This is a genomic window from uncultured Parabacteroides sp. (assembly GCF_902493135.1).
In the GTDB taxonomy this organism is placed as follows: Bacteria; Bacteroidota; Bacteroidia; order Bacteroidales; family Tannerellaceae; genus Parabacteroides.
On sequence record NZ_CABUOD010000005.1, the window covers coordinates 127910 to 154566 of the forward strand.

The following is a 26657-nucleotide window of genomic DNA, read 5'->3' on the forward strand; positions in this document are numbered from 1 at the left end:
TGGTGACTCAACGTAAAACGTTGGAAATAATAAATATTCAATTTTCAAACATACAAATATATGAAATTAACTAATCTAATACCTATAAAAGCGGGAAAAACGCTTTCCCGTCTATGTATAATTGGAGCCCTGTCTCTTGGCAGCTCGTTCGTATTTGCTCAAAATCAACAGGTTCGTTTGTCCGGAAACAATTTAACCTTAAAGGCGGCTTTCAAGCAAATCGAACAACAAACGAAACTCTTCGTAGACTACAACACCCAAGATGTCAACGATTCACGCATGATCAAGAAAGTACCGGCCGGCAACAACGTCAGGAACGTCCTGGAACAACTGCTGGAAGGCACGAACTGTTCCGTCACGTTCAGTAACGGCCATGTAATCATCTCCAGAAAAGCCCCGGCATCTTCCGAAACAAAAAAAGTCACCGGCGTTGTCAAAGATGAAAAAGGCGAACCGATCATCGGCGCGAATGTTGTGGAGAGGGGGACGACGAATGGGACTGTTACCGATTTGAATGGTCAATATAGTCTGGATATTTCTCCTTCGGCTGTTCTCATGGTTTCCTATATCGGTTATGATACTAAAGAGATAAAGGTTGATGGGAAGAATATATTGAATATTTCTTTGACAGAGAATACGGAGAATTTGGATGAAATTGTTGTGATCGGTTATGGTACATCCAGAAAAAGGGATATTGTAAGTGCCATGTCTACTGTTAAAGGATCGACGATTAGCGCCGCTTCAACAAGTAATGTTCAGGATGCTTTGCAAGGAAAAGTCGCCGGTCTAGATATTCAGTCTGCGCGGTATGCCGGGGATGATCAGCAGATATATATCCGTGGTGCGAGGTCTTTGAATGCAGGAAATAATCCGCTGATTATTGTAGACGGTATTCCAGGAAGCTTGGGGAGTGTAAATACTTATGATATTGAATCAATTGAAGTATTGAAAGATGCTGCAAGTTCAGCCATTTATGGTTCTATGGGTGCAAATGGTGTGATTTTGGTAACGACTAAAAGAGGAAAGAAAGGGGTGAATCGTGAAGTGAATTTTAATTCTTATGTCGGCTTGAATGTTCCTCATATGATGAAGTTACAGTCGGGAGAGGAATATGCCCAGTTCCGTCGTGACGGATACCGATATGCGCATGGATGGGACAATCCTTTTACAGACGAGGATGTTTTCACCCAATCAGAATTGGATATCATCAAAAGTGGTAATTATACAGACTGGCAGGATTTGCTATATCGTAATGCTTTGACGCAAAGTTATCATTTAAGTATTAGTAATAGTGGAGAAAAGACTCGCTTATTATTGTCATTTAAATATGACAACGAACAAGGTTATTATAAAACTAATGATTCGGAAAATTATAACTTAACTTTGGCTGCTGACTACGATTTAGCAAATTTTTGGACATTGGGAACAACGATCCGTTTGAAAAGAAATAATGTTTCTGGTTTCCAGAAACTTAATACGGAGATTCTTTATATGACTCCGTTGTCGAATCCTTATTTAGAAAATGGCGATTTGAATTATTTCCCGAATCCATTGAATACATCTGGTTATAATCCGTTGGCAGATGATATACCTGGACAATTTGTGGATGATACTCAAAACAATCTATTGAATCTGAATTTAACTTCTCATGTTAAAATCAATAAATGGTTGAGTATGCATACGAATTTCGGTTATATATTTTCGGATTATAAGCGTGGATATTTTTATGGTAAGAATGCTTATCGAAATAAGGGTGTGAAAACAACTTCAGGGAAAGACTATAATAATTATGATCAATGGACATTGAACCATATTATTACGTATGAGAATAGTTTTGGAGATCATAACTTGATTGTCGACTTGGTTGGTGAAATTCAAAGTCGTCGATATGATAGTGGAACATTGTCTGGAGATAATCAGTCGGTAGAATATACTTCTTATCATAACTTAGGTTCCAATGCAGAAAATATTAAAATTGGAAGTAGTTTCCAAAATTGGGCTTTGGCTTCTGTATTAGGGCGTTTACGTTATAATTACAAAAATAGATATTATTTCAATGTAGCTTTCCGTACAGACGGTTCTTCTCGTTTGGCAAAAGGTAATCAATGGGCGGTTTTCCCTTCCGGAGGTGTTAGCTGGAGCATGAAAGATGAACACTTTATGCAAGATGTAAATTGGATCAATAACTTGAAACTTCGTATATCTTATGGTACGGTAGGTAATACAGCTATTTCCCCTTATCAGACTTTGGCAACTTTGTCTCAGTCGGCTTATCTGTTTGGAGAAGATTCATCTAATAAGTTCTATGTATATAGCCCAACTTCGATCGTGAATCTTGATCTTGGCTGGGAAATATCCAAAACTGTAAATGCAGGGGTTGATTTTGGACTGTTCAATAATAAATTGAATGGTTATGTCGAGTATTATAATACAAAGACGAGTGATTTGTTGATGAAGAGAACGATTCCTTCGTTTACCGGTTTCAATGATATTTGGCAGAATATCGGGGAAACAGAGACTTCCGGAGTTGAATTTAATCTGAATTATAATCCGGTAAGAACAAAAGATCTGAATGTAGATATTTCACTGAATGCATCCAGAAACTGGGAAAAGATTACGGCTTTGATCAGTGGTGAGGATTTGCCTAATAATAAATGGTTTATCGGAGAACCGTTGGGTGTGTTCTATGATTATGAAAAAATAGGTGTTTGGCAGTTAGGAGAAGAAGAGGCTGCTGCCCAATATAATGCTAAAGTCGGTGACATTAAGATTAAGGATCAGAATGGTGATGGTTCAATCAGTGCTGCCGATGATCGAGTCATATTGGGACAGGTTCGTCCGAAATGGATGGCCTCTCTTGGTGCAAATATCCAATATAAAAACTTTGATTTCTCATTCAACTTGAACTCAAGATGGGGATATTTGGTGAAACCATCTCCGTATGATGACGTTACTATGGATGGACAGCGTTGGTTGCCTTCCATAGATTATTGGACTCCAGATAATCCATCAAATAGTTTTCCACGTGCGGATCAGGTAAGTACTTATGATACCTATCGTTCTTGTAATGGCTATCAGAAAGGAGATCATATTAAAATTCAAGATGTAACATTGGGATATAGCTTTGAAAGTCTGTTTTCGGAAAAAGTCCCTTTCAAAAAATTACGTTTTTATATACAAATGAGAAATATTGGTTATTTGTATAGAGCTGCAGAGTTTGATATTATACCGGAGCAACCTAATATTAATTTTACAGTTCCCAGTAGTTATAATTTCGGAGTTAATGTAACATTTTAATAAATCGTATATTATGAAAAAGATAACAATTTTTTTATTATTAGCCTTATCCGTAAGCTCTTTTTCTTGTGATTTTTTAGAAGAAGAACCGAAAGGCTTAATTAGCGATACGTATGCGAAAACGGAGGAAGGGATTGAGTCACTTATTTTAAGTATCTATCAGCGGAATCGTTACTTGACGGAACGTTTATATAAGGTTGGAGATTGCGGTACAGATTTGACTACTTATGCAACGAATGGTCTTGGTACAAATTATGGAGAGATTATGTTTTATAATGATCCTCTTATGATTTCAAACGTTTATAATTCGCAATATTGGAAATATTTGTATAAAGGGTTAAATGTTGCAAATCAGGGAATAGAATATATTGAACAGGCTTCTGTTTCATCGGAAGAAAAGAAAAATAAACTAACTTCGGAGGTTCATGCTTTACGTGCGTTTTATTTGTTTCTGATAGTTGAAACGTATGGTCCAGCATCCCATTATGTAGATACTCCATCCTATTCTGTTGTGACAGATGGCTATCAGCCGGGCATTGCAGTTTTCTTCAAACGGATATTGGATGATTTGGATATAGCCTTCCGGCATTTGGACTTGCCGCAAAATACACAATGGGGGCGTATGAATATTGGCATAGTCAAAGCTCTTAAAATGAGAGTATTGATGGCATTGTCAGCTTATGATGATACGATACTTTCCAATACAGGCTATACGAAACAAAAGTGTTATGAAGAAACTATTTCGTTGTGTAATTCAATCATTAATGATTATAATTATAAATTATTAGACGATTATGCTTCCATTTTTGATGTAAATAATCAAATTAATGATGAGATAATTTGGTCTATTCAATATACAAGCGATTTAATATATAACGGAATGAATGTAAGTCGTGCAGAAATGGATGCTAATGTTATGCATCGGAATTTTGTGGGTTGGTATAATAAATCTGCAAAGAATCCGAATGTTAATATTGATGGATTGTGGAGCCATTCTCGTGTATATGGGCGTGAATATCGTGCAACGATGCCTACCTTATATTATATCCGTCTTTTCAGTAAGTTTGACAAACGTCGGGATCAGACTTTCCAATCAGTTTGGTGTCGGATTCCTGATAATTGGAACAACGATCCTGATTATTCAGACACTTTACTGATTCGTACATTAGATGTGGTTTCAGATGAGTATATAAAGAGTTATGAAGATCGAGGTATTATTGTTGACAATATTTCGGATATTTATGATATTAACACTGGAATTCCGACTATCAATGGTCGATCTTGTTTTCACACTATGACTAAATATTTGGATCCGAGTCGTGATGCAGCTAAGCGGGAAGAAGGTTTTAAAGACTTGATTCTGATGCGCCTTGGAGAAGTCTATATAACTTTGGCTGAAGCGTATGTAAGAACCAATCAACCGGAAAAAGCGGCAGAAGTGATTACTCAACTGAGAAAAAGAGCTTTGATCGATGGACATGAAAGCGAACTGAAGGTAACTGCCGCTGATATGGATATGGATTTTATCCTGGAAGAAGGTGCACGTGAACTGGGGTGTGAATTGAACCGCTGGTATATGTTGAAACGTTCCGGCAAGATGGTGGAATGGGTGAAAGAGCATAATCCGGATATTACATTGATCAAGGATTATCATATCTATCGTCCTCTTCCTCAAGATGCGTTGTATGAAGTGACGAACTTGGATGTGTTCGTTCAAAATAAAGGTTATAAATAATTCTATTAAATATGATGGTTATGAATAAAATATCACGACGGCACTTTTTAGCTGCGACAGGTGCTATAACTGGGGCAGCCTTATTGAATCCATTATCGGAAGTAGCGGCAGAAACTGTTGAAGCTCCGAATGTTGTTGGGAAAAAACTTCGCCTTGCTATTGTTGGTACTGGCGGAAGAGGAACTTCTATGTGGGGGTATGACTTAATGAAAAGTTATCCTGACTACATCGAGTTTGTAGGCCTTTGCGATAAGAATGAAGGTCGTGTGGAAACCGGTAAGAAAATTATCGGGGCTTCCTGTCCTACTTATACGGATTTTGAAAAGATGATGAAGGAAACCAAGCCGGATGTACTGATCGTGACGACAATGGACAGTACTCATCATCAATTTATTATCCGTGGGATGGAACTTGGCGCGGATATCATAACGGAAAAGCCGATGACAACGGATGAAAAGAAGGTTCAGGCAATTTTGGATGCAGAAAAACGGACAGGAAAGAATTGCCGTGTGACATTTAATTATCGTTATTCTCCACATCGTGCGAAAATATGGGAATTACTCCGTGCCGGTGAGATTGGCGATATCACTTCTGTAGATTTTCATTGGTATCTGGATACCTCTCATGGCGCCGATTATTTTCGTCGTTGGCATCGTTTGGTGGAATGCAGTGGTTCTTTGTGGGTGCATAAAGCCAGCCACCACTTTGACCTTTTGAATTGGTGGATTGACAGTGATCCGGAAACAGTATATGCATTGGGGAGTTTGGATCATTATGGTAAAAACGGAATATTCCGGGCAGAGAATTGCCGAACCTGTTCTCATACTTCCAAATGTAAGTTTTTCTTTGACATTACGAAGAAGAAGAATTTGATGAATTTATATGTAGCCAACGAAAAATATGATGGTTATCTTCGTGACGGATGTGTATTTAAAAACGATGTCAATATTTTTGATAAGATGGCGGCAACGATTCGTTATAAAAATGGTGTGCAGGTTGCTTATTCTTTAACGACCTACAGTCCTTATGAGGGTTATCGTATAGCCTTTAACGGAACGAAAGGGCGCTTGGAAGCTTGGATACAGGAATCCCGTCCGACATCGGATGCAAATTTTGATGAACTCGTTTTGTTTAAGAATTTTGGAAAACGTGAGTATATCCAGATCCCATTCGGAACGTCTGGTCATGGCGGAGGGGATGCATTGCTGAAAGATCAGATTTTCTTACCTGGGATAAAAGATCCGTATAAGCAGTGTGCAAGTGTTCGCGATGGAGCTTTGGCTTGTCTGGTCGGCATTGCGGCGCGTAACAGTATAGCGGCTGGTCAACCGGTGAAAATTGCGGATCTTACTTCCATACAACCTCAGGAAAAGAAACTGTATCAGCGGATATTGTAGATTGATTATGGTTTAAAACAAATGCTGTATTAGGGCAAATTTTCAGTCTTGATACGGCATTTGTTTTAAACTATGGTTGGTATTCATTTTTGAAAAAGTTCAGGTTTCCGGTTTCAATCCAAAATTTATTGTATATTTGGGCGCTAAGGAGATAAACCGGAGAAGTATGTCTAATACCACAGATGAAAAATTGATAGAGGCGATTAGTAAAGATGATTACATCAGTTATAATAAACTGTTTGAGCGTTACTATGGCCGCCTTTGTCAATATGTCTATAGCTTGCTCATGGATAAAAGTGATACGGAAGATGTTGTGCAGGAGCTTTTTCTGAATATATGGAAAAACCGGGAAAGAATTGAAATTAAAGAAAATGTTGGAGGATATCTTTATAGGATGGCCAAACATTTGGCATTGAACCATCTTCGCTCAAAAGTCTATTTTAATAACCTGTCGGAAACTCAGGATCAGTTATCGTATGAAGACAACCGGGTCGAGTCTGAGGAATTTCGGATCGCTCTTTATGGCTGTATCGATCACCTTCCTGATCGCTGTAAAGAAGTATTGTTGCTCCACCGAATAAAGGGATTGAAACAAAAAGAAATCTCGGAAAAACTCGATATCTCGGTAAAAACGATTAAAAATCAGATCTGGATCTCGCTTCAGAAATTGAAAAGATGTTTGGAATTAAAAGGAATATAATTTTTTCAGGTCCGGAATAGGACCTTTTTTTATTTGTTGTGTCATATAATAAAAGCAAGATTCATGGAAGAACAAAAACATATAAAAGACTATATCGTCGACTATTTACTGGACGGTGAAGATGAGAAACATCTTGATCCGATATTGGTTGAGTGGTTAGCCGAAAGTGAGTCCCATAGAAAAGAATTTGATTTGTATAAAAAGATTTGGAAAGAATCCCATCGTTATACAGAATCTGAGGCTTTTGATCCTGATCTTGCATGGGAAAAGGTTAACAAGATAAACCGACAGAAGATATATGCTCATAAGTATTGGAAAAATATATTGTATATAGTTTCTGGGGCGGCTGCATCTTTGTTGATAATGCTTGCTTTGTCTTTCATGGGTGCTTTTGAGAAAAGCTCGGACATGCAGGTTAGAATGAGTGCCGATTATGGAAGCCGTTCGGAGATCGTTTTGCCGGATGGGTCTTTGGTAAAACTGAATTCAGGCTCTGAAGTAGTTTATGCTTATGATTCGAAAAAGAAAATGCGGGAAGTTAATTTCCAGGGAGAAGGTTTCTTTGATGTCTCTAAAAGCAAAGAACCTTTTGTAATAAAAACTGCCGGTGGGTTAAATGTGAAAGTTTGGGGAACTTCCTTCAATCTGCAGGCATATGCTGATGATCCGATTGTTCAAGCATCTTTGGTCGAGGGATGTATCGAACTGGAAAGCGGAGAAGAGAAACTGATTATGAAACCCGGAGAAATAGCTGTTTTTGATAAAGAGACGAATAAGATTAAACAGATGAAGGGCGTACTGTCGCACTCTTATGGCTGGTTGGACAATAAATTATATATGGAAAATATGCCTTTGTCTCTTGTTTGCAAGTATTTGGAAAGATGGTATGATGTCAAGATTATGATCCAACCCGGATTAGGTGAAAATATTCGTTATAATGGAGTCATACGGGAAGAAACCGTAACAGATGTAATGGATGCGTTATCCCGCTTGAGTAATATTAGCTATCATGTGAAAGGAAAACATATAAGTATAACCTCTAAATAGAATTGCCTATGAAGTAGAATGCCATGAATACACAAAAACGGGAAATGCTGTCACATCTCCCGTTATGAGTTTGATCATAAGATTAGTGTTGGAAGCACTAATAGTTAGCTAATAATCAATTTACAAATATATGAATTTATTTAATACGTTAGAGTTGGATTTTTCTCCAACCCTTAAAAAGATATTATCTATTATGAAACTGACGGTAGTTTTCTTGATTGTATTTTCACTGAATATTTCAGCTACTGTATATTCACAAACGACAAAATTGTCTTTGAATGTTCAAAACCAATCAATAAAGGAAGTCCTTTATTTGATCGAAAATCAATCGGATTTCCGGTTTATTTATGAAAGTGGAAAGATTAATTTGGATAAGAAAATCTCTGTTTATGTAAAAAATCAGACTGTTGAATCAGTTTTGGAACGTATTTTTAAAACTGAAAGGGTGGAATATGAGATTACAGACAGTAATTTTATATTGATTAATCCTATTGAAAAAGTAGATGATACTATAGTCGTTCAGTATCGAAAACAAGTGATGGGTATAGTTAAGGATGAAAAAGGAGAACCTCTTATTGGGGTAAATGTGGTAGAGAATGGAACAATGAATGGAACTGTAACTGATATTGAAGGAAAATTTTCTTTAGAAGTAGCTCCAAATTCATCACTCCTGTTTTCTTATATTGGTTATTTGACACAAGAAGTTGCGGTTGGAAGTAAAATAAATATTATTGTGAATTTAGTAGAAGATTCTCAGAATTTGGAAGAAGTGGTTGTTGTTGGATATGGTGTACAGAAAAAAGTCAATTTGACAGGAGCTATTGCGACGGTAAGTTCTAAAGATATAGAAAATAGACCTGTAACAAATGTTTCTTCATCGCTAGCAGGAATGGGTGCTAATGTATATGTTCGCCAAACCTCGGCGCAACCAGGGAGTGATGGAGCTTCAATTCGTGTTAGAGGGGTTGGTACACTAAGTAATTCTTATCAGGCTCCGATCGTGTTAGTTGATGGTATAGAAAGTTCTATGGATATGGTAAATCCGAATGATATTGAATCTATCTCTATTTTGAAAGATGCAGCCTCTTCCGCTATATATGGATCACGTGCCGCTAATGGAGTTATTTTAATAACAACAAAGAAAGGTAAGTCTGGACAGATGAGATTAAATTATTCAGGGAATTTTTCTATTGCGGAGCCCAGCAATTTACATCGAATGGTATCTAATTATCCTCGTCGTATGCGTTTAATGAACGAGGGGTATACTAATCTTGGAAACCAACCTTTTTTTTCGGATAACTATATAGATGAGTGGGAAAAAGCTACTTTAAATCCGGATGCAATTAGTGAAAAGTATGGTATCCTCAATAAATTAGCGTATCCGAATACAGATTGGAGCGATGTGATTTTTGAAAATAATATTGTCCAAAATCATAATTTGTCAGCTTCTGGAGGAAGTGAAAAGGTACATTATTTAACCTCATTTGGTTTTTTAAACAATCCTGGAATTATGTCTAATACGGGGTTAAAACAATATCAGTTTCGTATAAATGTAGAAGGAAAGATTACCAATTTTTTAAAAATAGGAACTCAGACATTTGCTTCGTTGCAGAATTTGGAAGGAGGAGACACTAAAAAAGTATTTGAATTTTATAAACGGACAACACCAGCGTTTGTCCCTTATTATGATGGACGTTATGGGGGAACTCAGACACCTGATGAAGTAGGGAATAATTTATTGTACGATCTTCATCAAGGGCAAGGAAGTGTGCAGAAAAAAAGATTCAATACCACTTGGTATGGAATTTTGGAACCAATAAAAGGATTATCTATAGAAGGACGGTTTAATTATCAAAACTATCAAACCAATACACATTCTTTTAATCAAAGTTTAGATTTGTGGGATTTCGCGAATGAAACGATTGCATTAACAAAAACATTATTATCAGAACGAACAAATACTTATAGCAGATCAGATAGTTATCAGTATACTGCAGAAGTGTTAGGCAGATTTAATACGGTTATAGCAAAGCAACATGAAATTAATGCGTTAATAGGTTTTCAACAATATTATTATGATGTAGCTACACAATCTGCTACAAAAAGAGGTCTTTTAAGTGAAAATTTGACAACACTAAATTCTACATCTGAGATGGTTAGTATTTCAGGAGACGAATCGGATTTGGCTACTCGTTCACTTTTTGGCCGTTTAAATTATGTGTATAACAATAAGTATCTATTTGAGGCAAATTTCCGATATGATGGTTCTTCAAAATTCGCAAAAGAGAGCAGATGGGGATTCTTTCCTTCTTTCTCGGGTGGATGGCGTATGACAGAAGAGCCATTTATGTCAAGTATAAAGGATATCTTTCAGAATATTAAGTTAAGAGCTTCGTGGGGAAAGTTAGGAAATGTAACTTCTGGTTATTATTCATATCAAGCAACTTATGGCCTTGTGAATTATCCGTTTGGAGGAAATATATCAACCGGTTTACGTCAAGGTACTATTGCAAATAAAAATTTGCATTGGGAACATGTAAATTCAACAGATATAGGTCTTGATCTTGCGACCTTAAACAATCGTCTTTTGATAGAGTTTGATTGGTATCATCGTTTGACCGATGGAATTTTAACAACACCTCCTATTTACTTAACAATGGGATTGGTAGGAGCACCAACCAAGAATACAGCATCTGTGCTTAATCGAGGGGTAGAATTTTCCGTCAAATGGAGTGATAAAATAGGTAATGTAAATTACTCTGTGTATGGAAATTTATCCTATAATCATAATGAAGTAACAAAATATAAGGGGAAATTTGATGCGGGTTGGAAGGAGAGCCCGGATGGGAAAAATTCCTATTTTACCAATATAGGTGATGTATCTTCTAACAGTGGGAGTGAATATACATTGGAAGGGCATCCTATTGGAGAATATTATTTGCTGAATCGTTATCGTGGTGATCAAAGTTATAAAAATGCAGATGGAAGCGTTAATATAAAAGGTGGACCTAAAGATGGAATGATACGTACTCAGGAAGATCTTGAATGGGTAAAATCGATGATTGCAGCAGGGTATAAGTTTAATCCCGTGACGACGGTTGGGAAAGCTCAATTGTATTATGGTGATTTTATTTATGCTGATTCAAACGAAGATGGTACTTATGGAAACTCTAATGACCGTTTATTTACAGGAAAATCATCTACTCCCAAATATATATATGGCTTTGGTTTAAATGTTGATTGGAAGGGTTTTGATTTCTCAATGCATTGGGCTGGAGCAGCAGGAATGTATTATTTCTGGAATGAAAATTATACGAATAATTCATTAGTAGGTGCCCGAGAGTCTATGCCTTTACACGTTATGAATGACCATTACTATTATAATGAAGATAATCCGAACGATCTGGCAAATAATATTCATGGCAAATATCCTCGTCTGAAAAGTACGGATACACAGAATAATGTGGCACAAGATTTTTGGTTATATAATGCGTCTTATTTGAAGTTGAAAAATGTACAAATAGGCTATAATTTTCCTCAGGAATGGATAAATAAAGTATATATTCAAAATTTAAGATTATATGTGACAGGTGAGAATCTTTTGACAATTACTCCTTATCCCGGATTAGACCCGGAAATAGGTTCTAGTGTATCTTATCCTACTATGAGACAATATGCTTTTGGATTAAATATTACATTTTAATTTTATAAAATAACGAATATGAAAAAGATAATTTTATTTATTGCTATAATATTTGCATGGGGATGTAATGATGGCTTTTTAGAGAGATCACCTCATGGTTCTATTAGTTCAGGTAATATGTGGACTACGGACGATTTGACAGATAAAGGTGTTGGTGGTGTTTATCAGGTATTAAATATTGTGGGTATGAAATCTACAAGTTGGGGAGATATTCAACTTTATCAATTGGATGGATATTCTTTTTCCTCTGAAACACGGGATGCTGCTCCTATAATGATTGGAACAATAACACCTTCTCATTCTTTATTTTCAAACGCATGGAGAACTTACTATGAAGGTGTTCATCGAGCAAATGATGCAATTAGTAAAATACAAACTGTTTCACCATCTCCAGAAGAGAAAAGAGCAAGGTATATCGCTGAATGTAAATTCCTTAGAGCTTATTATTATTCTCGGTTGAATCAGTTATTCAAAGGTGTGCCAGTTTATTTGGAACCGGTTGAAAATGACGATTGTACACGTGGACAGGAATCTGAAGAAAAAGTTTGGGAAGTTATTATTCAAGATTTAACAGATTGTATCAATGAACCTAATTTTCCGAATAAATATAGCAAAGGAGATGCAAACTATGGTCATGCTACAAAAGGAGCTGCTTATGCTTTGAGGGGTAAAGCTTACTTATATTTGGAAAAGTGGAAAGAAGCAGCTGCTGATTTTAGTAAAGTGAAAGAATGTGGATACTCTTTATTTCAAGGTGGATATAAAGAGTTGTTCAAAGAAGCTAATGAACAATGTGATGAGATGATATTTTCTATTCAATATGTGGGAGAGTCAGGCTTCGGATCTAATACACAAGTTATACTTGGTTCTCGTTCAGTAAAAGGATCAGGTTTTGCTATATATACAGCCTCTTCTCGTGTGGTTGATTTATTCGAGTGGAAAGATGGTCGAGCGTTTAGCTGGGATGATGTAATTCCTGGATATACTCAGATGGATTCCAAAAAACGGGAAGTATACTTCCTTCGTGATACAGCAGATCTTTCATTGGAGCCAGCATCAACACAATTGTTTATACGTGACCAGTTTAAACAGAAAGCAAAATATTTAGATATGGATGAGTATATTTATAATGGGAATGAAAATCGTATTAAACAAATTTATGAAGGACGGGATCCGCGTTTGTGTGCAAGTGTAATAACCCCTTATTCATCTATTTTAGGACGGGTAATTTCTGGTCAAGAACAAATGTTTACTAGTCGTTGGCCATTTACTGCCACAACGGAGTTGCCTCCTACTCTTGACCATTATAATATAAAAACGGATCACTTTCGGTATTATCATCGGAAATTTGTTTATGAGGGTGATTCTGAAATTATTGATCGCGTATCGTGCCCAACAGACTTTCCTATTATTCGATATGCAGATGTTCTGCTTATGTGGGCGGAAGCTTTGGTTGAATTAAATGATTTAGATGGAGCTATTGAATTAATTAATCAAGTTAGACAGCGATCCAGTGTTGAAATGCCACCGCTGCAAAGGGCTGATATGTCTAAACCAACGTATGTAAAAGATCAAACAAATTTGCGTGATCGGGTTAGGAATGAACGCCGGTGTGAATTTATAAATGAAGGAATTAGTTTCTTTGATGAACGTCGTTGGAAAACTTGGCATAAAACGGTTTTCTCGGAAGGAGAGGGAACAAAACAGGTATGGGGTACTAATTTATGGAGTAATAAGTGGGCTGGAGATTATTTATATACTTGGCCTGTCCCAACAGCAGAGATAGAGAAAAATCGTAATTTAACTCCTACACCAGGATGGTCCTATTAAAACAAAAACAAATGAGAAGAGTAATTTTTATTATTTATTGCATTGGAATATGTTTTACGATATATGCTAATAAAAAGTACGATATTACTGGTTTTGGAGCCAAAGGAGATGACAAAACTATTAATACTCAGTATATTCAGAAAGCTATAGATCAGTGCTCTTTAGATGGAGGCGGACAAGTCTATATCCCGAATGGTATATTTCTAATGGGAACAGTAATATTAAAAAGTAATGTAGAATTATATCTGGAAGCTCAGGCTGTTTTGAAAGGAAGTCCTAATATGAGTGACTATTCGTCTATAAATACAGAGCGGGGAGCATTAATTTATGTTTATCGACAGAATAATATTTCTATATCTGGTCGAGGTACTATTGATGGCAATGGAGGACATTCGGTTTTTCAGAGTAAGGATAAGTTTAATGGATTACCTAATAGACCTTATCCTATTGCGATAAATCAGTCTTCTAACGTGAAGTTGAAAGATTTTACGATTAAGAATGGTGCTTTTTGGAATATTATGTTGGATCAATGTCATTATGTAACAATTGATGATTTGACTGTATTAAGTCGGATTGTTGCCAATAATGATGGTTTGGATATCGTAGATTGTCATAGTGTGAAAGTTTCCAATTGTTATTTTGATGTGGGGGATGATGCCATTTGTCTGAAAAGCCATTGTGATATTGGGGTAAAAAATGCGGTTATTACTAATTGCATTGCAAAAAGTGAATCGAATGGAATTAAATTCGGAACCAGGGGAGATGGAGGCTTTGAAGATATAACTATATCTAATTGTGTGATTTATGATACACGCTTATCAGGAATCACATTGCAAATGGTAGATGGGGGAATTATCGATCGAATAACGATCAATAATATTACTATGCACAATGTGAATGGTAGTATATTTATGAAATTGGGGCATAGAAAAGGAGATACTCCTGGGATATTGAGAAATGTAATGATATCCAATATTATTGCAGATGGCATAGGATGTTGGAAAGCAGATACATCTGTCTTTTATCACAAAGCAGAACATGATCAACGTATAGGTATAAGTATAGTCGGTGTTCCTGATTATGAAATGGAGAATGTTACACTGAATAATATTAATTTACAATTTGCTGGTGGAGGAACAGAAGAAGATTGGAGAAGAGAAATTGATGACAAAGTATCGGTCTATCCAGAATATTCCAATTATGGTGTAACTCCAGCTTATGGATTAAACTGTCGGTATGTGAAAGATTTATATCTGAATAATATTCAGTTGGATTATCTTGAAGAAGATGTGCGTCCTGCGATTTATTGTAAGGATGTGAGTGATATTTATATCCATTCTTTGAAAGCGAAGATTTCTGAAAGTGCACCTGCAATTATTTGTTTGAAAGATGTTAGTGGAGTTTTTGTGACAAATTGTAAACCACGAATGAACACATCCTTTCTTTTGTTAGGAGATAATGTGAAGGATATAAGTTTGATAGGAAATGATTTTTCTAAGGTGACGAATATTTTGTCTCCTATATCACATTCAACACTGAAAGAAATTAAAGGATTGTCTTCAAATATTAAACAGAGGTAATTTGAATTGTTTACAAATTTTATAGCTAATGTTGTGATATGCTTGTCAAATTATTCAGCGGTATGGTTTATTTCTTACAGATATAGCGTATGTTTGATTGATCAACTTTTCAAGGGCCGTATCTGAATGGAAGATATGTGCCCTTGTTTTCAATTACTTATTGAAAAGATGAATTTGTTATTATTGAAGTTGTATCTCGGATCAAGGATACTAAATAGAATGAATATTTATTGGGAGAAAATAATGATTGTCGGAGAATTATTAAAATAGCGATATCAGAGCAATATTAGTCATATCTTCCCAATAAAATCCGTACTTTTGTACTCCATTTTAATGCAAAGGTATGAATTATACAATAAAGTCTCCTGTTTCACTGAAAGCTTCCGTCAAGCTGCCCGCATCCAAGAGTATCTGTAATCGTGCGTTGATACTTAATGCGTTGAGCTATAGTCCGTATGAGATCCGTAATTTGTCGGATTGCGATGATACGGAGGTGATGGTGAAGGCGTTGAATTCGAATGATCGTGACTTTGATATAAAAGCCGCGGGGACTGCGATGCGGTTCCTGACGGCTTTTTTGTCTAAAGTGGTGGGCGAGTGGACGATTACCGGGACGGAGCGGATGAAGAACCGGCCGATCAAGATACTGGTGGATGCGCTGAACGCGCTGGGAGCGCGGGTGGAATATATGGAGAAGGAAGGCTATCCTCCGCTCCGCATTTTCGGAAGTGCGTTGCAGGGAGGCGAGATTTCGCTTGCCGGCGGGGTCAGTTCGCAGTATGTTTCGGCGTTGCTGATGATCGCGCCCCTGATGGAGAACGGGCTGACCTTGCATCTTGAAGGCGCTGTCATTTCAAAACCCTATATTAACCTGACGTTGCAGTTGATGGAGCAATATGGGGTAAAGGCGGAATGGAACGGGCAGACCATTCAGGTAAGACCGCAGGATTATCGTCCGATACCCTTTACCGTCGAATCTGACTGGAGCGCCGCTTCCTACTGGTATTCCATGATGGCGTTGTCGAGAAATGCCGAGATCGAGTTGTTGGGACTGTTTAAGAACAGTTTGCAGGGAGATGCCGCCGGAGCCGGACTGTTTGCGCAGCTTGGCGTGGGCACGACTTATACGGACCGGGGCGTTATCTTGAAGCACAACGGGAACAGGACAAAAAAACTGAATTATAACTTCGTAAACGAGCCGGACCTGGCTCAAACCTTTGTCGTGACCTGTGTGTTATTAAATATCCCTTTCCGCTTTACCGGTTTGCAAAGTCTGAAGATAAAGGAAACCGACCGCATCGAAGCGCTTAAGACGGAGCTTCGCAAGTTAGGGTATCTCCTGACAGACCGGAACGACAGTATCTTGGAATGGAACGGCGAGCGGTGTGAGCCGGAAACGCATCCGGTTATCGCGACCTACGAAGATCACCGTATGGCAATGGCATTTGCACCTGCCGCCCTCGTTTTGCCGGAAGGAATCGAGATTGCCGATCCGCAGGTGGTCAGCAAGAGCTATCCGCATTATTGGGAAGATCTGCGTTCTACGGGTTTTCAAATCGAGGAATAGACGCACGCCCTGCGTCAAATCGGAGTAAGAATTTAAAAGAGTATTAAGATATGTGGTATATTATAATCGGAATCATCGTACTGGGTATCCTTGCTGCCATTGCCGGTTATTTCCGGAACCGGAAACTACAGAAGATGCTGGAGCGCGGGGAGATTGCCGAAATCCCCGAAGCCCGGGAACTGACTGCGGAGGACGAATGTTGCGGACAGCATGAAACCTGCGAACGCGACAGTCTGTTGGCTGCGGTCAGCAAGCGGATCGAGTATTACGATGATGAAGAACTGGACCGCTTCCAGGGAGTCGAAGCCGATGCATATGATGAAGATGCCGTGAACGAGTTTCGTGATGTGCTTTATACGTTGCAAGAGATGGAGGTGGCCGGTTGGTTGCGCAGCCTGCAACTGCGTGCGATTAATCTGCCGGATGCGCTGAAGGATGAAGCTTTTTTAATCGTCGGCGAACGCCGTGTACATTAGGTACTTAGAGTTTCCTTGCCGTGGAAACGGAAATTCCCCGCTATGGGAACGGAAGTTTCCCGCTATGGAAACGAGAGTTTCCTGCCTATGAAACAAAAGTTTCCCGCCTATGAAACGAGAGTTTCCTGCCGGGGAACCATAAAAAAGGATATAAGAAGATAGAAAATGGATTTGCTTCAATATGGTTTTTTCCAGCATGCCCTTTTGGGTAGCCTGCTGACTGCGATCGCTTGTGGTATTGTCGGGACGTATATCGTGTCGCGGCGGCTTGTCTTTATCAGCGGAGGTATCACGCATGCTTCTTTCGGAGGACTGGGGTTGGGGTTCTATCTTGGGATGAATCCGATCCTGATGGCTATGCTGTTTTCCGTGCTCTCCGCATTCGGGGTGGAGTGGGTGAGCAAGACGCAGAATGTGCGTGAAGACTCGGCCATTGCCGGGATATGGTCGTTGGGGATGGCATTGGGCGTGATCTTCATTTTCCTGACGCCCGGATACGCTCCGAACCTTTCCGCCTACCTTTTTGGGAATATCCTGACGGTTTCGACGGGCGATATTATCTGGATTGCCGCTTTGGCGTTGTTGCTGGTCGTCCTTTTTGCCCTTTTCCTGCGGGAGATCGTGTATGTGGCGTTCGACCGTGATTTTGCCGTGACGCAAGGATTGCCCGTCAAGTGGATAGAATATGTGATGATGTGCTGCATCGCCCTGACGATCGTCCTTTCGATCCGTCTGGTCGGGATCATGCTTCTGATGAGTTTGCTGACGCTTCCGCAGATCACGGTGAACCTTTTTACGTCAGACTTCAAGAAGATCATTTTCGGAAGTATTGCCATCGGTTTCCTGGGATGTGTGGCCGGGCTTGTCCTTTCTTATTTTCTGAATGTGCCTTCCGGGGCGTTTATTATTCTTGTCCTTGTCCTTTTCTTTTTAGTAGTCAAGGCAATAAAAGCGTTTCTGAAGCGTTAAAGGGGAAATGAAGAAAGGTTTCTACTATATAATCGCATTATTGATTGTCTCTTTGTTTTGGTCTTGCAGTACGAAAAAGAATACTAAGGCAAGCCGCTTCTATCATGCCTTTAATTCCCGCTATAATATCTATTTCAACGGAAAGACATCGTTTGACGAAGCGCTGCTCTCCATGCAGAACGGCTACAAGGAAAGCTATTCCGACATGATCCTGATGTATCCGGTCAGTGCGCAGCCCAAAGACAAACAAGAAACGGGAGGCCCTTTCGACCGGGCGATCGAGAAAAGCAATAAAGCGATCAAGCTCCACTCCATCAAGGCAAAGCCGCCTAAGAAACCGGGATGGCGCAACGATCCCAAGCAACGTGCCTGGCAGGAACAGGAAGAATACAACCCGTTCCTCAAAAAGTGCTGGTTGATGATGGGGCAGGCGCAGTTCTATAACGCCGACTTCCTGCAGGCGTCCGCTACCTTTTCCTATATAGCCCGTCATTATGCCCATGACGAGGAAGTGGTGGCCGAAGCCCGTCTCTGGCAAGCCCGTTGCTATTCCGAGATGGACTGGTTCTATGAAGCCGAAGATATCTTAGGAAAGTTGAATACAAATGGCATTCCCCGGAAAAACCTGAACCAGTATGCGACGGTATATGCCGATTACCTGGTGAAGAAAAAACAATACGAAGAGGCGGTCCCCTACTTCAAGACCGCGATCAAAGCGGAGAAGAACCGTCGCCAGCGTACCCGCATGAAATACCTGTTAGGACAGATTTACGCCGAACAGGAACAAAACGGACTTGCCTACCAGATGTTCGGACAGGTGATCAAAGCCAATCCGCCGTATGAACTGGAATTTGCCGCCCGCATCCGCCAGACCGAAGTGTTTACCGGAGGAAATTACCAGAAGGTGGTCAAGATGCTCGAGCGGATGGCGAAAAGCGATAAGAACAAGGACCTGCTCGACCAGGTCTATTATGCGTTGGGCAACGTCTATATGAGCCGGGAAGATACGGTCAATGCCATCAAGAACTATGAGTTGGGCGTGGAGAAGAGTACTCAGAACGGCTTGGACAAGGCGATCTGCCAGATCAAGCTCGGCGATCTTTATTTCCAGAAGCGCGACTATGTCAAGGCACAGCCGAACTTCAGCGGTGCATTGTCCGGCATCCGGAAAGAATATAAAGACTATGAACGGGTCTCCAAGCTGTCCGCCATCCTCGACGAGTTGGTCGTGCATGTGGAGGCGGTCCATTTGCAGGATAGTTTGCAAACCCTTGCCAAAATGCCGGAGGCGGAACGGCTTGCCGTGATCGACAAGGTCATCGAACAGGTGAAGAAAGAAGAGGAAGAGGCCAAAGCGCTTGCCGAGAAAGAAGCCTATCTGGCGGAACAAGAGGCAAAAGGTACGGGCATCGACCGTCCGGGAACGGAGACGGGCGGCATCACATTGCCGACGGCATCCGGGGGAGCCGGTTTCTATTTCTATAATCCCCAAGCCGTGTCGCAGGGAAAAACCGCTTTCCAACGTAAATGGGGACGGCGGGCACTGGAAGATAACTGGCGTCGCCGTAAAAAGGAAATGTCCACTTTCAACGAGAATTTGGGGAATGAAAATGAGAATACACCCGAAGGGGAAACGGGTGAACCGGGCGAAATGGCGGCCGATTCGCTCGAAGCCGGTCTGGAACCTGTTGCCTCCGACGATCCGAAAACGCGCGAATACTACATCCAGCAGCTTCCGTTGACACCCGAAGATATCGAAGCCTCCAATATTATCATAGAGGATGGCCTCTATAACATGGCCATGATCTATAAGGACAAGCTCGAAGACATCCCGCTCGCGACCGAAGCCTTTGAAGAACTGGAACGTCGTTTCCCGAAGCATAACCATCTGCTGGAAAGTTATTACCAGGTCTATCTGATGGCGCTCCGTTCCGGCAACCAAGTGCTGGCTGCGGCCTATAAGAACAAGTTGATCACGGCTTTCCCTGAATCGGATTATGCGGTTGCGATTGCCGATCCCAATTATGAATATAATATCCGGATGATGGATCGGGTGCAGGATTCGATCTATCAGGAAACTTATAAGAGCTATCTGGCGGAAGATACGGTCACCGTCCGTCGCAATTACCGTGATGTCAGTGCCAAGTATCCGTTGGCAGACCTGATGCCCAAGTTCATGTTCCTCGACGCTTTGAGCTATGTGCAGGCCGGGGATGCCGAAGGTTTCAAGAACGCGTTGAAAGCGTTGGTTGAGAAATATCCGACCGCCGACGTGACGGAACTGGCGGGTGAAATGCTGAAAGGCGTTCTCCGCGGCCGCATGATGGTCCAGGGCGGCATCAAGGGGATGAGCTGGAACCTGCGTTTCGGTGTCGGTGACGACGGCACGCTTTCTGCAGCCGACTCGGCGCGTGTCTTTACCGCCGAGCCGAATACTTCGTACCGGATGTTGCTGATGTACCCGGCCGGAACGATCGACCGGAACCAGTTGTTGTTTGCCGTAGCCGCTTATAACTTCGCCAACTTTATGGTGAAAGAGTTCGACCTGAGCTTCGAGGAAGCCGGTCCGATGAGCATGCTGACGATCCACGGCTTCTTCAACTTGGATGAGATCCTACATTATTATAAGATGATCTACGGAGCAGACGGGTATGCGGCAGCTTTGGATAAGAATGTCGCCATCCTTCCGATCTCCGACGACAACTATGAAACGTTGATGCGAGGAAAGACGCTTGAGGAATATGTCGAGTTCTTCCAGGAAAACTTCGGCGAGGCAGCTCCTGAACTGGCCACCCGTTGGAAAGCCCGCATGACTGCCGAACAGATCAAGGAGGAAGAGGCGAAGGCTGAGGCGGAAGAGGCCGAAGCTCAGGATTCTGAAGATATTCCGGAAGAAACACCGGCTGCGGAAATCCGGGAAGAAAAGCCGGAACCCGTTAAGAAAACTGTCCGCCCGAAAGGACAACAGAAGCAGCAGGCAGCAGAAGAGGCAGTTGTATCGCCGGCCGACACGACGACTGTCCGTAAAGCAGAAACGATCCTTCCTGCGGATGCAGATACCCTTTCCGTACAGCCTGCGGCTAAAGATACGGTTGCTCTGACATCGTCCGACACCGTTCCTGCTGTTGTCGCTCCTGTCGAGCAACCGAAGGAACTCACGTTGAAAGAGATCGAAGAACTCCGCAAGCGCGAAGCCGCCGAAGCCGAAGCCCGTAAGGAAGAAGCCCGCAAAGCCTTTGAAGCCCAGCAAAAAGCCGAGAAAGAATTGCAGGAACAGAAAGCAAAAGAGAACGAAGAACTTCTGAAGAAGCAAAAAGCGGAAGAAGAAGCCTTGTTGAAAGCAAAAGCCGACCGCGAAAAACAGCTCGAACGCGACCGTAAAGCCAAACAGCAACAGGTCGAAGCCGAACGTAAAGCGAAGCTCAAAGCCCGCGAAGAACTGCGCAAGCAGAAAGAACGTGAGTACAAGGATCGCCTGAAGCAAAAGGAAAAAGAGCGCAAGCAGAAGGAACGCGAATACAAAGAAAAGCTGAAAGCCAAAGAGAAAGCCCGCCGCGAAGCCCAAAAGGCCAAAGAGGCGGCGGCTAAGGCGAAACGGAAGCGGTAAAATAAAAAGGCTTATTATGAGACATCTTTATATATTGTTATATCTCGTTCTGATCTCATTGCTCCCTTTTCAGGCAAAAGGTTCCGAGATGGTAAATGGAAGTGAGATTGAGGTAAATGACTTATCATTTTCCTGCATGGATAGTTATCGGAATGAAGGAAACGATTTCCTGAAATATACTCGGAAAGCGAAACTGCTTAAGGTCACAGGAGGTGTCAGCCTTGGATTGGGAGTGGGGACGTTGCTTTTTTGGGGCGCACTTCGTGCTGCTATAAATTCAACTTTTTCAGATCCCATAGATGCGGGTTTGCTGGTTACCTCCATAGGTTTGTGTGGAGCCAGTGTTCCGCTATTTATCTGTTCGTCAAAAAACAAAAAGAAGGCTCTTTCAATCGGTGCCGGTAGTCAGCCTGTGCCTGGTCCGGCTATGAGGAGAACAATTCGGCGACAAGAGCCGGTGATTGCTATTTGCTTTGAATTTTAAAGAAATGCCGGACGAAAATGATAAACAAATCGCCCGGCATTTCTTTGAATTATTGTATTCCGATGCTTAGAACCCGAAATACCCTTTCGCGTTATTATAACTGATATCTTCCACCATCTTACCGATGAACGGCAGTTCGGATGCTGGCAGCAGGCCGTCTTCCACTTCGCGCCCCAGGATGTTACACAGGATGCGACGGAAGTATTCGTGACGCGGGTAAGACAGGAAGCTGCGTGAGTCGGTCAGCATGCCGACGAAGCGGCTCAGCAACCCTAAGTCGGACAAAGCGTTCATCTGTTTCTCCATGCCGTGGATCTGATCCAGGAACCACCAGCCGGAACCATATTGCATTTTACCAGGAACCGTGCCGTCGTTGAAGCTGTAGATCGTTGTCATCAACAACTCGTTGTCGCGCGGGTTCAGGTTGTAGAAGATGGACTTGGCCAGTACGCCTTCTTCGTCCAAACGGCTCAGGAAACGGGCCAGCGGGGTAGCGACTTCTGCATCGCCGATCGCATCGTAGCCGGTATCCGGTCCCAGCTTCTTGAACATGCGGGCGTTGTTGTTGCGTGTCGCGCCATAATGGAACTGCTGTACCCAGCCGCTTTTGGCATCCATGACGGCAAACTCGTACAACATGGCGGAACGAAATTTGTCGATCTCTTCGGCTGTCAGCTCTTTTTTCATGCGGGCTTTCAGGAAGATCGCTTCGATTTCGGCGTTCGTGTACGGTTCGGCATAGAAAGTCGTCAGACCGTGGTCGGACAAGCTGCAACCCTGTGATTCGAAGAAATCGTGACGTTTCTGCAAGGCATCGATCAGATCCTTGAAGTTCAGGATCGACTTGTCGGCGGCAGCTTCCAACTTGGTCAGATATTCGTTGTACGTATCGACATTCTCGATTGCCATCGCCTTGTCCGGTCTCCAGGCAGGAAGAACCTTTGTCTTCAGGCTGCCTTGGCGGATTGCGGCGTGGTATTTCAGATCATCGATCGGATCGTCGGTCGTGCAAACCACTTCCACGTTCATCCGTTCCATGATTGCCTGGGCGCGGAATTCGGGGGTTTGCAGTTTGGCAGTGCATTCGTCGTATATTTCGCGGGCTGTCTGCGGGTTCAGTACCTTGTCAACGCCGAAGATGCGGCTGAGTTCGAGGTGGGTCCAGTGATACAACGGGTTGCGCATGGCATGCTGCATCGTGTCCGCCCATTTTTCAAACTTCTCGTAAGCCGGTTTGTCTCCCGTGATATATTCTTCGGGCACACCGTTTGCGCGCATGGCACGCCATTTGTAGTGGTCACCACCGAGCCATATCTCTGTCAGGTCGGCAAACTGATAGTTATCGGCTATCTGCTGCGGGATCAGGTGACAGTGGTAATCGATGATTGGCATTTTCGCTGCATGTTCGTGATACAGTTTCTGCGCTGTTTCCGACTGGAGCAGGAAATTGGAATCGAGAAAGGATTTCATGATTTATGATTTTAGATTTATGATTTATTGAAGAAGGTGTGTCAAAATATAAAATAGAACGCAGATGACACAGATTCAACAGATAACCGCAGATTTTTATTTTATTGATTTACTATAATCAATCTGTGTGAATCCGTCTCATCTGTGTTATCTGTGTTCTAATATACAGATTAATGACACACCCCCATTGTTTACCGATATTTTTGGATAGTAGCCAGCGCATCGCGGCAGAGTGTCGAGATGGCTTCCCAGTTTCCGGCAGCGATCATTTCTTTCGGGAACAGCTTGGAACCCATGCCTACGCAAGTCACGCCAGCCTTGAACCAGGCCGACAGGTTTTCTTCTGTCGGCTCTACTGCGCCTGTAGCCATAATCATGGACCAGGGCATCGGAGCTTTGATGTTCTTCACGAAAGACGGTCCGCCAACGTTTCCGGCAGGGAAAATCTTACACAGGTCGCAACCTACTTCCTGGGCGAAACCGATTTCCGATACGGAACCGCAACCCGGAGTGTACGGAACGAGGCGACGGTTGCAAACCTTCGCGATCTCCGGATTGAACAACGGGCCGACAATGAAGTTCGCACCCAATTGCAAGTATAAGGAAGCTGTTCCGGGATCAACGATAGAGCCTACGCCCAAGATTAATTCCGGACATTCTTTTGCGGCAAACTTGATCAGTTCGGCAAAAACTTCGTGTGCAAAATCACCACGGTTTGTAAATTCGAAAGCGCGAACGCCACCTTCGTAACAAGCCTTTACCACCTGTTTTGCAGTTTCTACATCTTTATTGTAGTAAACAGGAACCATTCCTGTACTGACGATTGCGTCAAGTACCTGCATTTTATTGAATCTTGCCATGAAAAGATTTAATTTTTTAATTCTTAATTCTTAATTTTTAATTATCTCGATACTCGCCCTGAAGCATCTCCCCCCATCAGTTTTTCGACTTCATCGACAGTTACCTGGTTGAAGTCGCCGTAGATCGTGTGTTTGAGGCAAGAAGCAGCAACAGCGAAATCAAGTGCTTTCTGGTCGTCAGTCGTATAAGTCAGCAGGCCGTAGATCAAACCACCCATGAAAGAGTCGCCGCCGCCTACGCGGTCAACGATATGCGTAATGTCGTAACGGCGGGACTGGTACAGTTTGCCGTCGGCATAGAGAACGCCGCCCCACGTATTGTGGTTCGCATTGATGGCGCCGCGCAAGGTAATGATCACTTTCTTTGCACGCGGGAATTTAGCCATCAGCTGTGTGCATACGGATTCGAACTCGGCAGCGTTCACTTCGCCGTTCGTGGCTGTCACGTCAAAACCTTCCGGTTTGATGCCGAAAACTTTTTCTGCATCCTCTTCGTTCCCTAAGATTACATCGCAACCGGCAACCAGTTCCGGCATCACTTCAGAGGCGGTTTTGCCATACTTCCACAAGTTCTTACGATAGTTGATGTCGCATGATACGGGAATGCCCATACGGTTTGCCACCTGGATCGCTTCGAGGCAAGCATCCGCAGCGCCTTGGGAGATCGCCGGCGTGATACCTGTCCAGTGGAACCAAGAGGCATCTTTGAATACTTCTTCCCAGTTGACCATTCCCGGTTGGATTTCGGAGATAGCCGAATGAGCGCGATCGTAAACAACCTTGCTGGCACGGGCTACAGCACCTGTTTCCAGAAAATAGATGCCTAAACGGTCGCCGCCGTAAACGATGTGAGAAGTCCCTACACCATATTTACGCAGATCCATCACGCAAGCGCGCGCAATGTCGTTTTTAGGCAAACGGGTTACAAACTCGGTCGCAATACCATAGTTAGCCAATGATACGGCAACGTTTGCTTCACCGCCACCAAAGGTAGCATTCAATTTATCACTCTGACAAAAACGGAGATAGTCTGGAGTGGCCAGTCTAAGCATGATTTCTCCAAAGGTTATTACTTTCTTATCCATATCTATGGTTTATAATGTGTTCAGGTCACAAAAATAGGAGTTTATTTTTAAATAAGCACAGTGTGTGCGCGAAAACATTGTAAATCTTCACAGGGTAATGCCAAAATCAGTAAATCGATTGATAGTGTACCAATGAAAGACAAACACAGAACCGTATTATATGCTGTTTTTCGCGTTTTCTCTGTCACTGTATCACTGAATTCTTGTTGTTCATTGATATTCAATCGTTTTATTAGTGATACATGCCCGTTTTCTCTATCACTCTTCTATCACTTTTCTATCACTCCTCTATCACTGGTTATTCAGAGGGAAAACGGTATTATGTTTGTATATGATTACATATAAGTATATTATAAGTTGTATGAGTGCTGTATGTTACCCCTTTAACACCCGGGTGTATAGGTTCTCTACATTCGGATGTGAAGAATGGCACATGGGGGTGTAAAGGATGGCAACATGGGGGTGTTTGTGATATTATGTAATTGCTTCTGCTAAAAAAAGCGATGGCTTTTACGAAATGAAGAGTCGTATTCGGCTTTTTAATACTTGTTATATTCGTTTTTGCATTTGTTTGTTCGAATGTTTTTATATCATTTTTTGAAGACGAATATGGTATTTACGTGATTGTCAATTATATATTAAAAATGCCCTATTTTAGGAGTGATAGAGAAGTGATACTGTAGTGATAGAGGAAAACATCCTGTATCACTACCTATATGCCTTGATTGTTAAAGTTTTAAGAATGATTCGTGATAGAGTGATAGAGGATTTACCGAAAACTTGGTTCTTCGTCACTTTCGGGGCAGTTCATGTGTTAAAGCTAGTAAGTTTATTGCAAAGCAAGGTAATG

The 26657-nt window shown here is 41.6% G+C and carries 16 protein-coding genes; 13 read left to right on the top strand and 3 right to left on the bottom strand.

Annotated elements, in window-relative coordinates; all coding sequences use genetic code 11:
- Positions 1–60: 60 nt before the first annotated feature.
- The 13 genes from RDN79_RS03845 to RDN79_RS03905 all read left to right on the top strand — a co-directional run bounded on the left by RDN79_RS03845 (position 61) and on the right by RDN79_RS03905 (position 22392).
- On the top strand, positions 61–3297 hold the full coding sequence (locus RDN79_RS03845) for a TonB-dependent receptor (protein ID WP_298554099.1): 3237 nt from the start codon (positions 61–63) through the stop codon (positions 3295–3297).
- Positions 3298–3310: 13 nt separating this feature from the next.
- Positions 3311–5032 (top strand): RagB/SusD family nutrient uptake outer membrane protein, encoded by a 1722-nt coding sequence (locus RDN79_RS03850; RefSeq protein ID WP_186928392.1) that lies wholly within the window; start codon positions 3311–3313, stop codon positions 5030–5032.
- Positions 5033–5043: 11 nt separating this feature from the next.
- A complete protein-coding gene (locus tag RDN79_RS03855) occupies positions 5044–6429 on the top strand; it encodes a Gfo/Idh/MocA family protein (RefSeq protein ID WP_186928393.1) in 1386 nt (461 codons plus the stop codon).
- A gap of 166 nt (positions 6430–6595) precedes the next feature.
- Entirely contained in the window at positions 6596–7129 is a 534-nt protein-coding gene (locus RDN79_RS03860; protein WP_298554107.1) for an RNA polymerase sigma factor, read from the top strand.
- Between the two features lie 63 nt (positions 7130–7192).
- Positions 7193–8176 carry a FecR family protein gene (locus RDN79_RS03865; RefSeq protein ID WP_298554110.1) on the top strand — a complete coding sequence of 328 codons (984 nt, stop codon included), beginning with the start codon at positions 7193–7195 and terminating at the stop codon, positions 8174–8176.
- Between the two features lie 130 nt (positions 8177–8306).
- Positions 8307–11879, top strand: coding sequence for a TonB-dependent receptor (locus RDN79_RS03870; protein ID WP_298554113.1), 3573 nt, complete (start codon positions 8307–8309; stop codon positions 11877–11879).
- Between the two features lie 18 nt (positions 11880–11897).
- Entirely contained in the window at positions 11898–13709 is a 1812-nt protein-coding gene (locus RDN79_RS03875) for a RagB/SusD family nutrient uptake outer membrane protein (protein ID WP_298554116.1), read from the top strand.
- An 11-nt stretch (positions 13710–13720) separates the two neighbouring features.
- Positions 13721–15289 (top strand): glycoside hydrolase family 28 protein, encoded by a 1569-nt coding sequence (locus RDN79_RS03880; protein WP_298554118.1) that lies wholly within the window; start codon positions 13721–13723, stop codon positions 15287–15289.
- 343 nt (positions 15290–15632) lie between these two features.
- Positions 15633–16856 carry a 3-phosphoshikimate 1-carboxyvinyltransferase gene (locus tag RDN79_RS03885; protein WP_298554120.1) on the top strand — a complete coding sequence of 408 codons (1224 nt, stop codon included), beginning with the start codon at positions 15633–15635 and terminating at the stop codon, positions 16854–16856.
- 50 nt (positions 16857–16906) lie between these two features.
- Positions 16907–17332, top strand: coding sequence for a phospholipase (locus RDN79_RS03890; RefSeq protein WP_298554123.1), 426 nt, complete (start codon positions 16907–16909; stop codon positions 17330–17332).
- Positions 17333–17497: 165 nt separating this feature from the next.
- On the top strand, positions 17498–18301 hold the full coding sequence (locus RDN79_RS03895) for a metal ABC transporter permease (protein WP_298554125.1): 804 nt from the start codon (positions 17498–17500) through the stop codon (positions 18299–18301).
- 7 nt (positions 18302–18308) lie between these two features.
- Entirely contained in the window at positions 18309–21908 is a 3600-nt protein-coding gene (locus tag RDN79_RS03900; protein WP_298554126.1) for a tetratricopeptide repeat protein, read from the top strand.
- A 16-nt stretch (positions 21909–21924) separates the two neighbouring features.
- Positions 21925–22392, top strand: coding sequence for a hypothetical protein (locus RDN79_RS03905; protein WP_298554128.1), 468 nt, complete (start codon positions 21925–21927; stop codon positions 22390–22392).
- 66 nt (positions 22393–22458) lie between these two features.
- Here the strand turns inward: RDN79_RS03905 and uxaC are convergent, their stop codons facing one another.
- The 3 genes from uxaC to RDN79_RS03920 all read right to left on the bottom strand — a co-directional run bounded on the left by uxaC (position 22459) and on the right by RDN79_RS03920 (position 25807).
- A complete protein-coding gene (uxaC, locus tag RDN79_RS03910; RefSeq protein WP_298554130.1) occupies positions 22459–23862 on the bottom strand; it encodes a glucuronate isomerase in 1404 nt (467 codons plus the stop codon).
- A 191-nt stretch (positions 23863–24053) separates the two neighbouring features.
- Complete coding sequence (locus RDN79_RS03915; RefSeq protein WP_298554132.1) at positions 24054–24722, bottom strand: bifunctional 4-hydroxy-2-oxoglutarate aldolase/2-dehydro-3-deoxy-phosphogluconate aldolase; 669 nt, start codon at positions 24720–24722, stop codon at positions 24054–24056.
- 41 nt (positions 24723–24763) lie between these two features.
- A complete protein-coding gene (locus RDN79_RS03920; RefSeq protein ID WP_186928405.1) occupies positions 24764–25807 on the bottom strand; it encodes a sugar kinase in 1044 nt (347 codons plus the stop codon).
- Positions 25808–26657: the final 850 nt, after the last annotated feature.

Bases quoted from the DNA above. Each gene is read 5' to 3' on its own strand.
- RDN79_RS03845 (WP_298554099.1), top strand. From the start codon at position 61: ATGAAATTAACTAATCTAATACCTATAAAAGCGGGAAAAACGCTTTCC.
- RDN79_RS03850 (WP_186928392.1), top strand. From the start codon at position 3,311: ATGAAAAAGATAACAATTTTTTTATTATTAGCCTTATCCGTAAGCTCT.
- RDN79_RS03855 (WP_186928393.1), top strand. From the start codon at position 5,044: ATGATGGTTATGAATAAAATATCACGACGGCACTTTTTAGCTGCGACA.
- RDN79_RS03860 (WP_298554107.1), top strand. From the start codon at position 6,596: ATGTCTAATACCACAGATGAAAAATTGATAGAGGCGATTAGTAAAGAT.
- RDN79_RS03865 (WP_298554110.1), top strand. From the start codon at position 7,193: ATGGAAGAACAAAAACATATAAAAGACTATATCGTCGACTATTTACTG.
- RDN79_RS03870 (WP_298554113.1), top strand. From the start codon at position 8,307: ATGAATTTATTTAATACGTTAGAGTTGGATTTTTCTCCAACCCTTAAA.
- RDN79_RS03875 (WP_298554116.1), top strand. From the start codon at position 11,898: ATGAAAAAGATAATTTTATTTATTGCTATAATATTTGCATGGGGATGT.
- RDN79_RS03880 (WP_298554118.1), top strand. From the start codon at position 13,721: ATGAGAAGAGTAATTTTTATTATTTATTGCATTGGAATATGTTTTACG.
- RDN79_RS03885 (WP_298554120.1), top strand. From the start codon at position 15,633: ATGAATTATACAATAAAGTCTCCTGTTTCACTGAAAGCTTCCGTCAAG.
- RDN79_RS03890 (WP_298554123.1), top strand. From the start codon at position 16,907: ATGTGGTATATTATAATCGGAATCATCGTACTGGGTATCCTTGCTGCC.
- RDN79_RS03895 (WP_298554125.1), top strand. From the start codon at position 17,498: ATGGATTTGCTTCAATATGGTTTTTTCCAGCATGCCCTTTTGGGTAGC.
- RDN79_RS03900 (WP_298554126.1), top strand. From the start codon at position 18,309: ATGAAGAAAGGTTTCTACTATATAATCGCATTATTGATTGTCTCTTTG.
- RDN79_RS03905 (WP_298554128.1), top strand. From the start codon at position 21,925: ATGAGACATCTTTATATATTGTTATATCTCGTTCTGATCTCATTGCTC.
- uxaC (WP_298554130.1), bottom strand. From the start codon at position 23,862: ATGAAATCCTTTCTCGATTCCAATTTCCTGCTCCAGTCGGAAACAGCG.
- RDN79_RS03915 (WP_298554132.1), bottom strand. From the start codon at position 24,722: ATGGCAAGATTCAATAAAATGCAGGTACTTGACGCAATCGTCAGTACA.
- RDN79_RS03920 (WP_186928405.1), bottom strand. From the start codon at position 25,807: ATGGATAAGAAAGTAATAACCTTTGGAGAAATCATGCTTAGACTGGCC.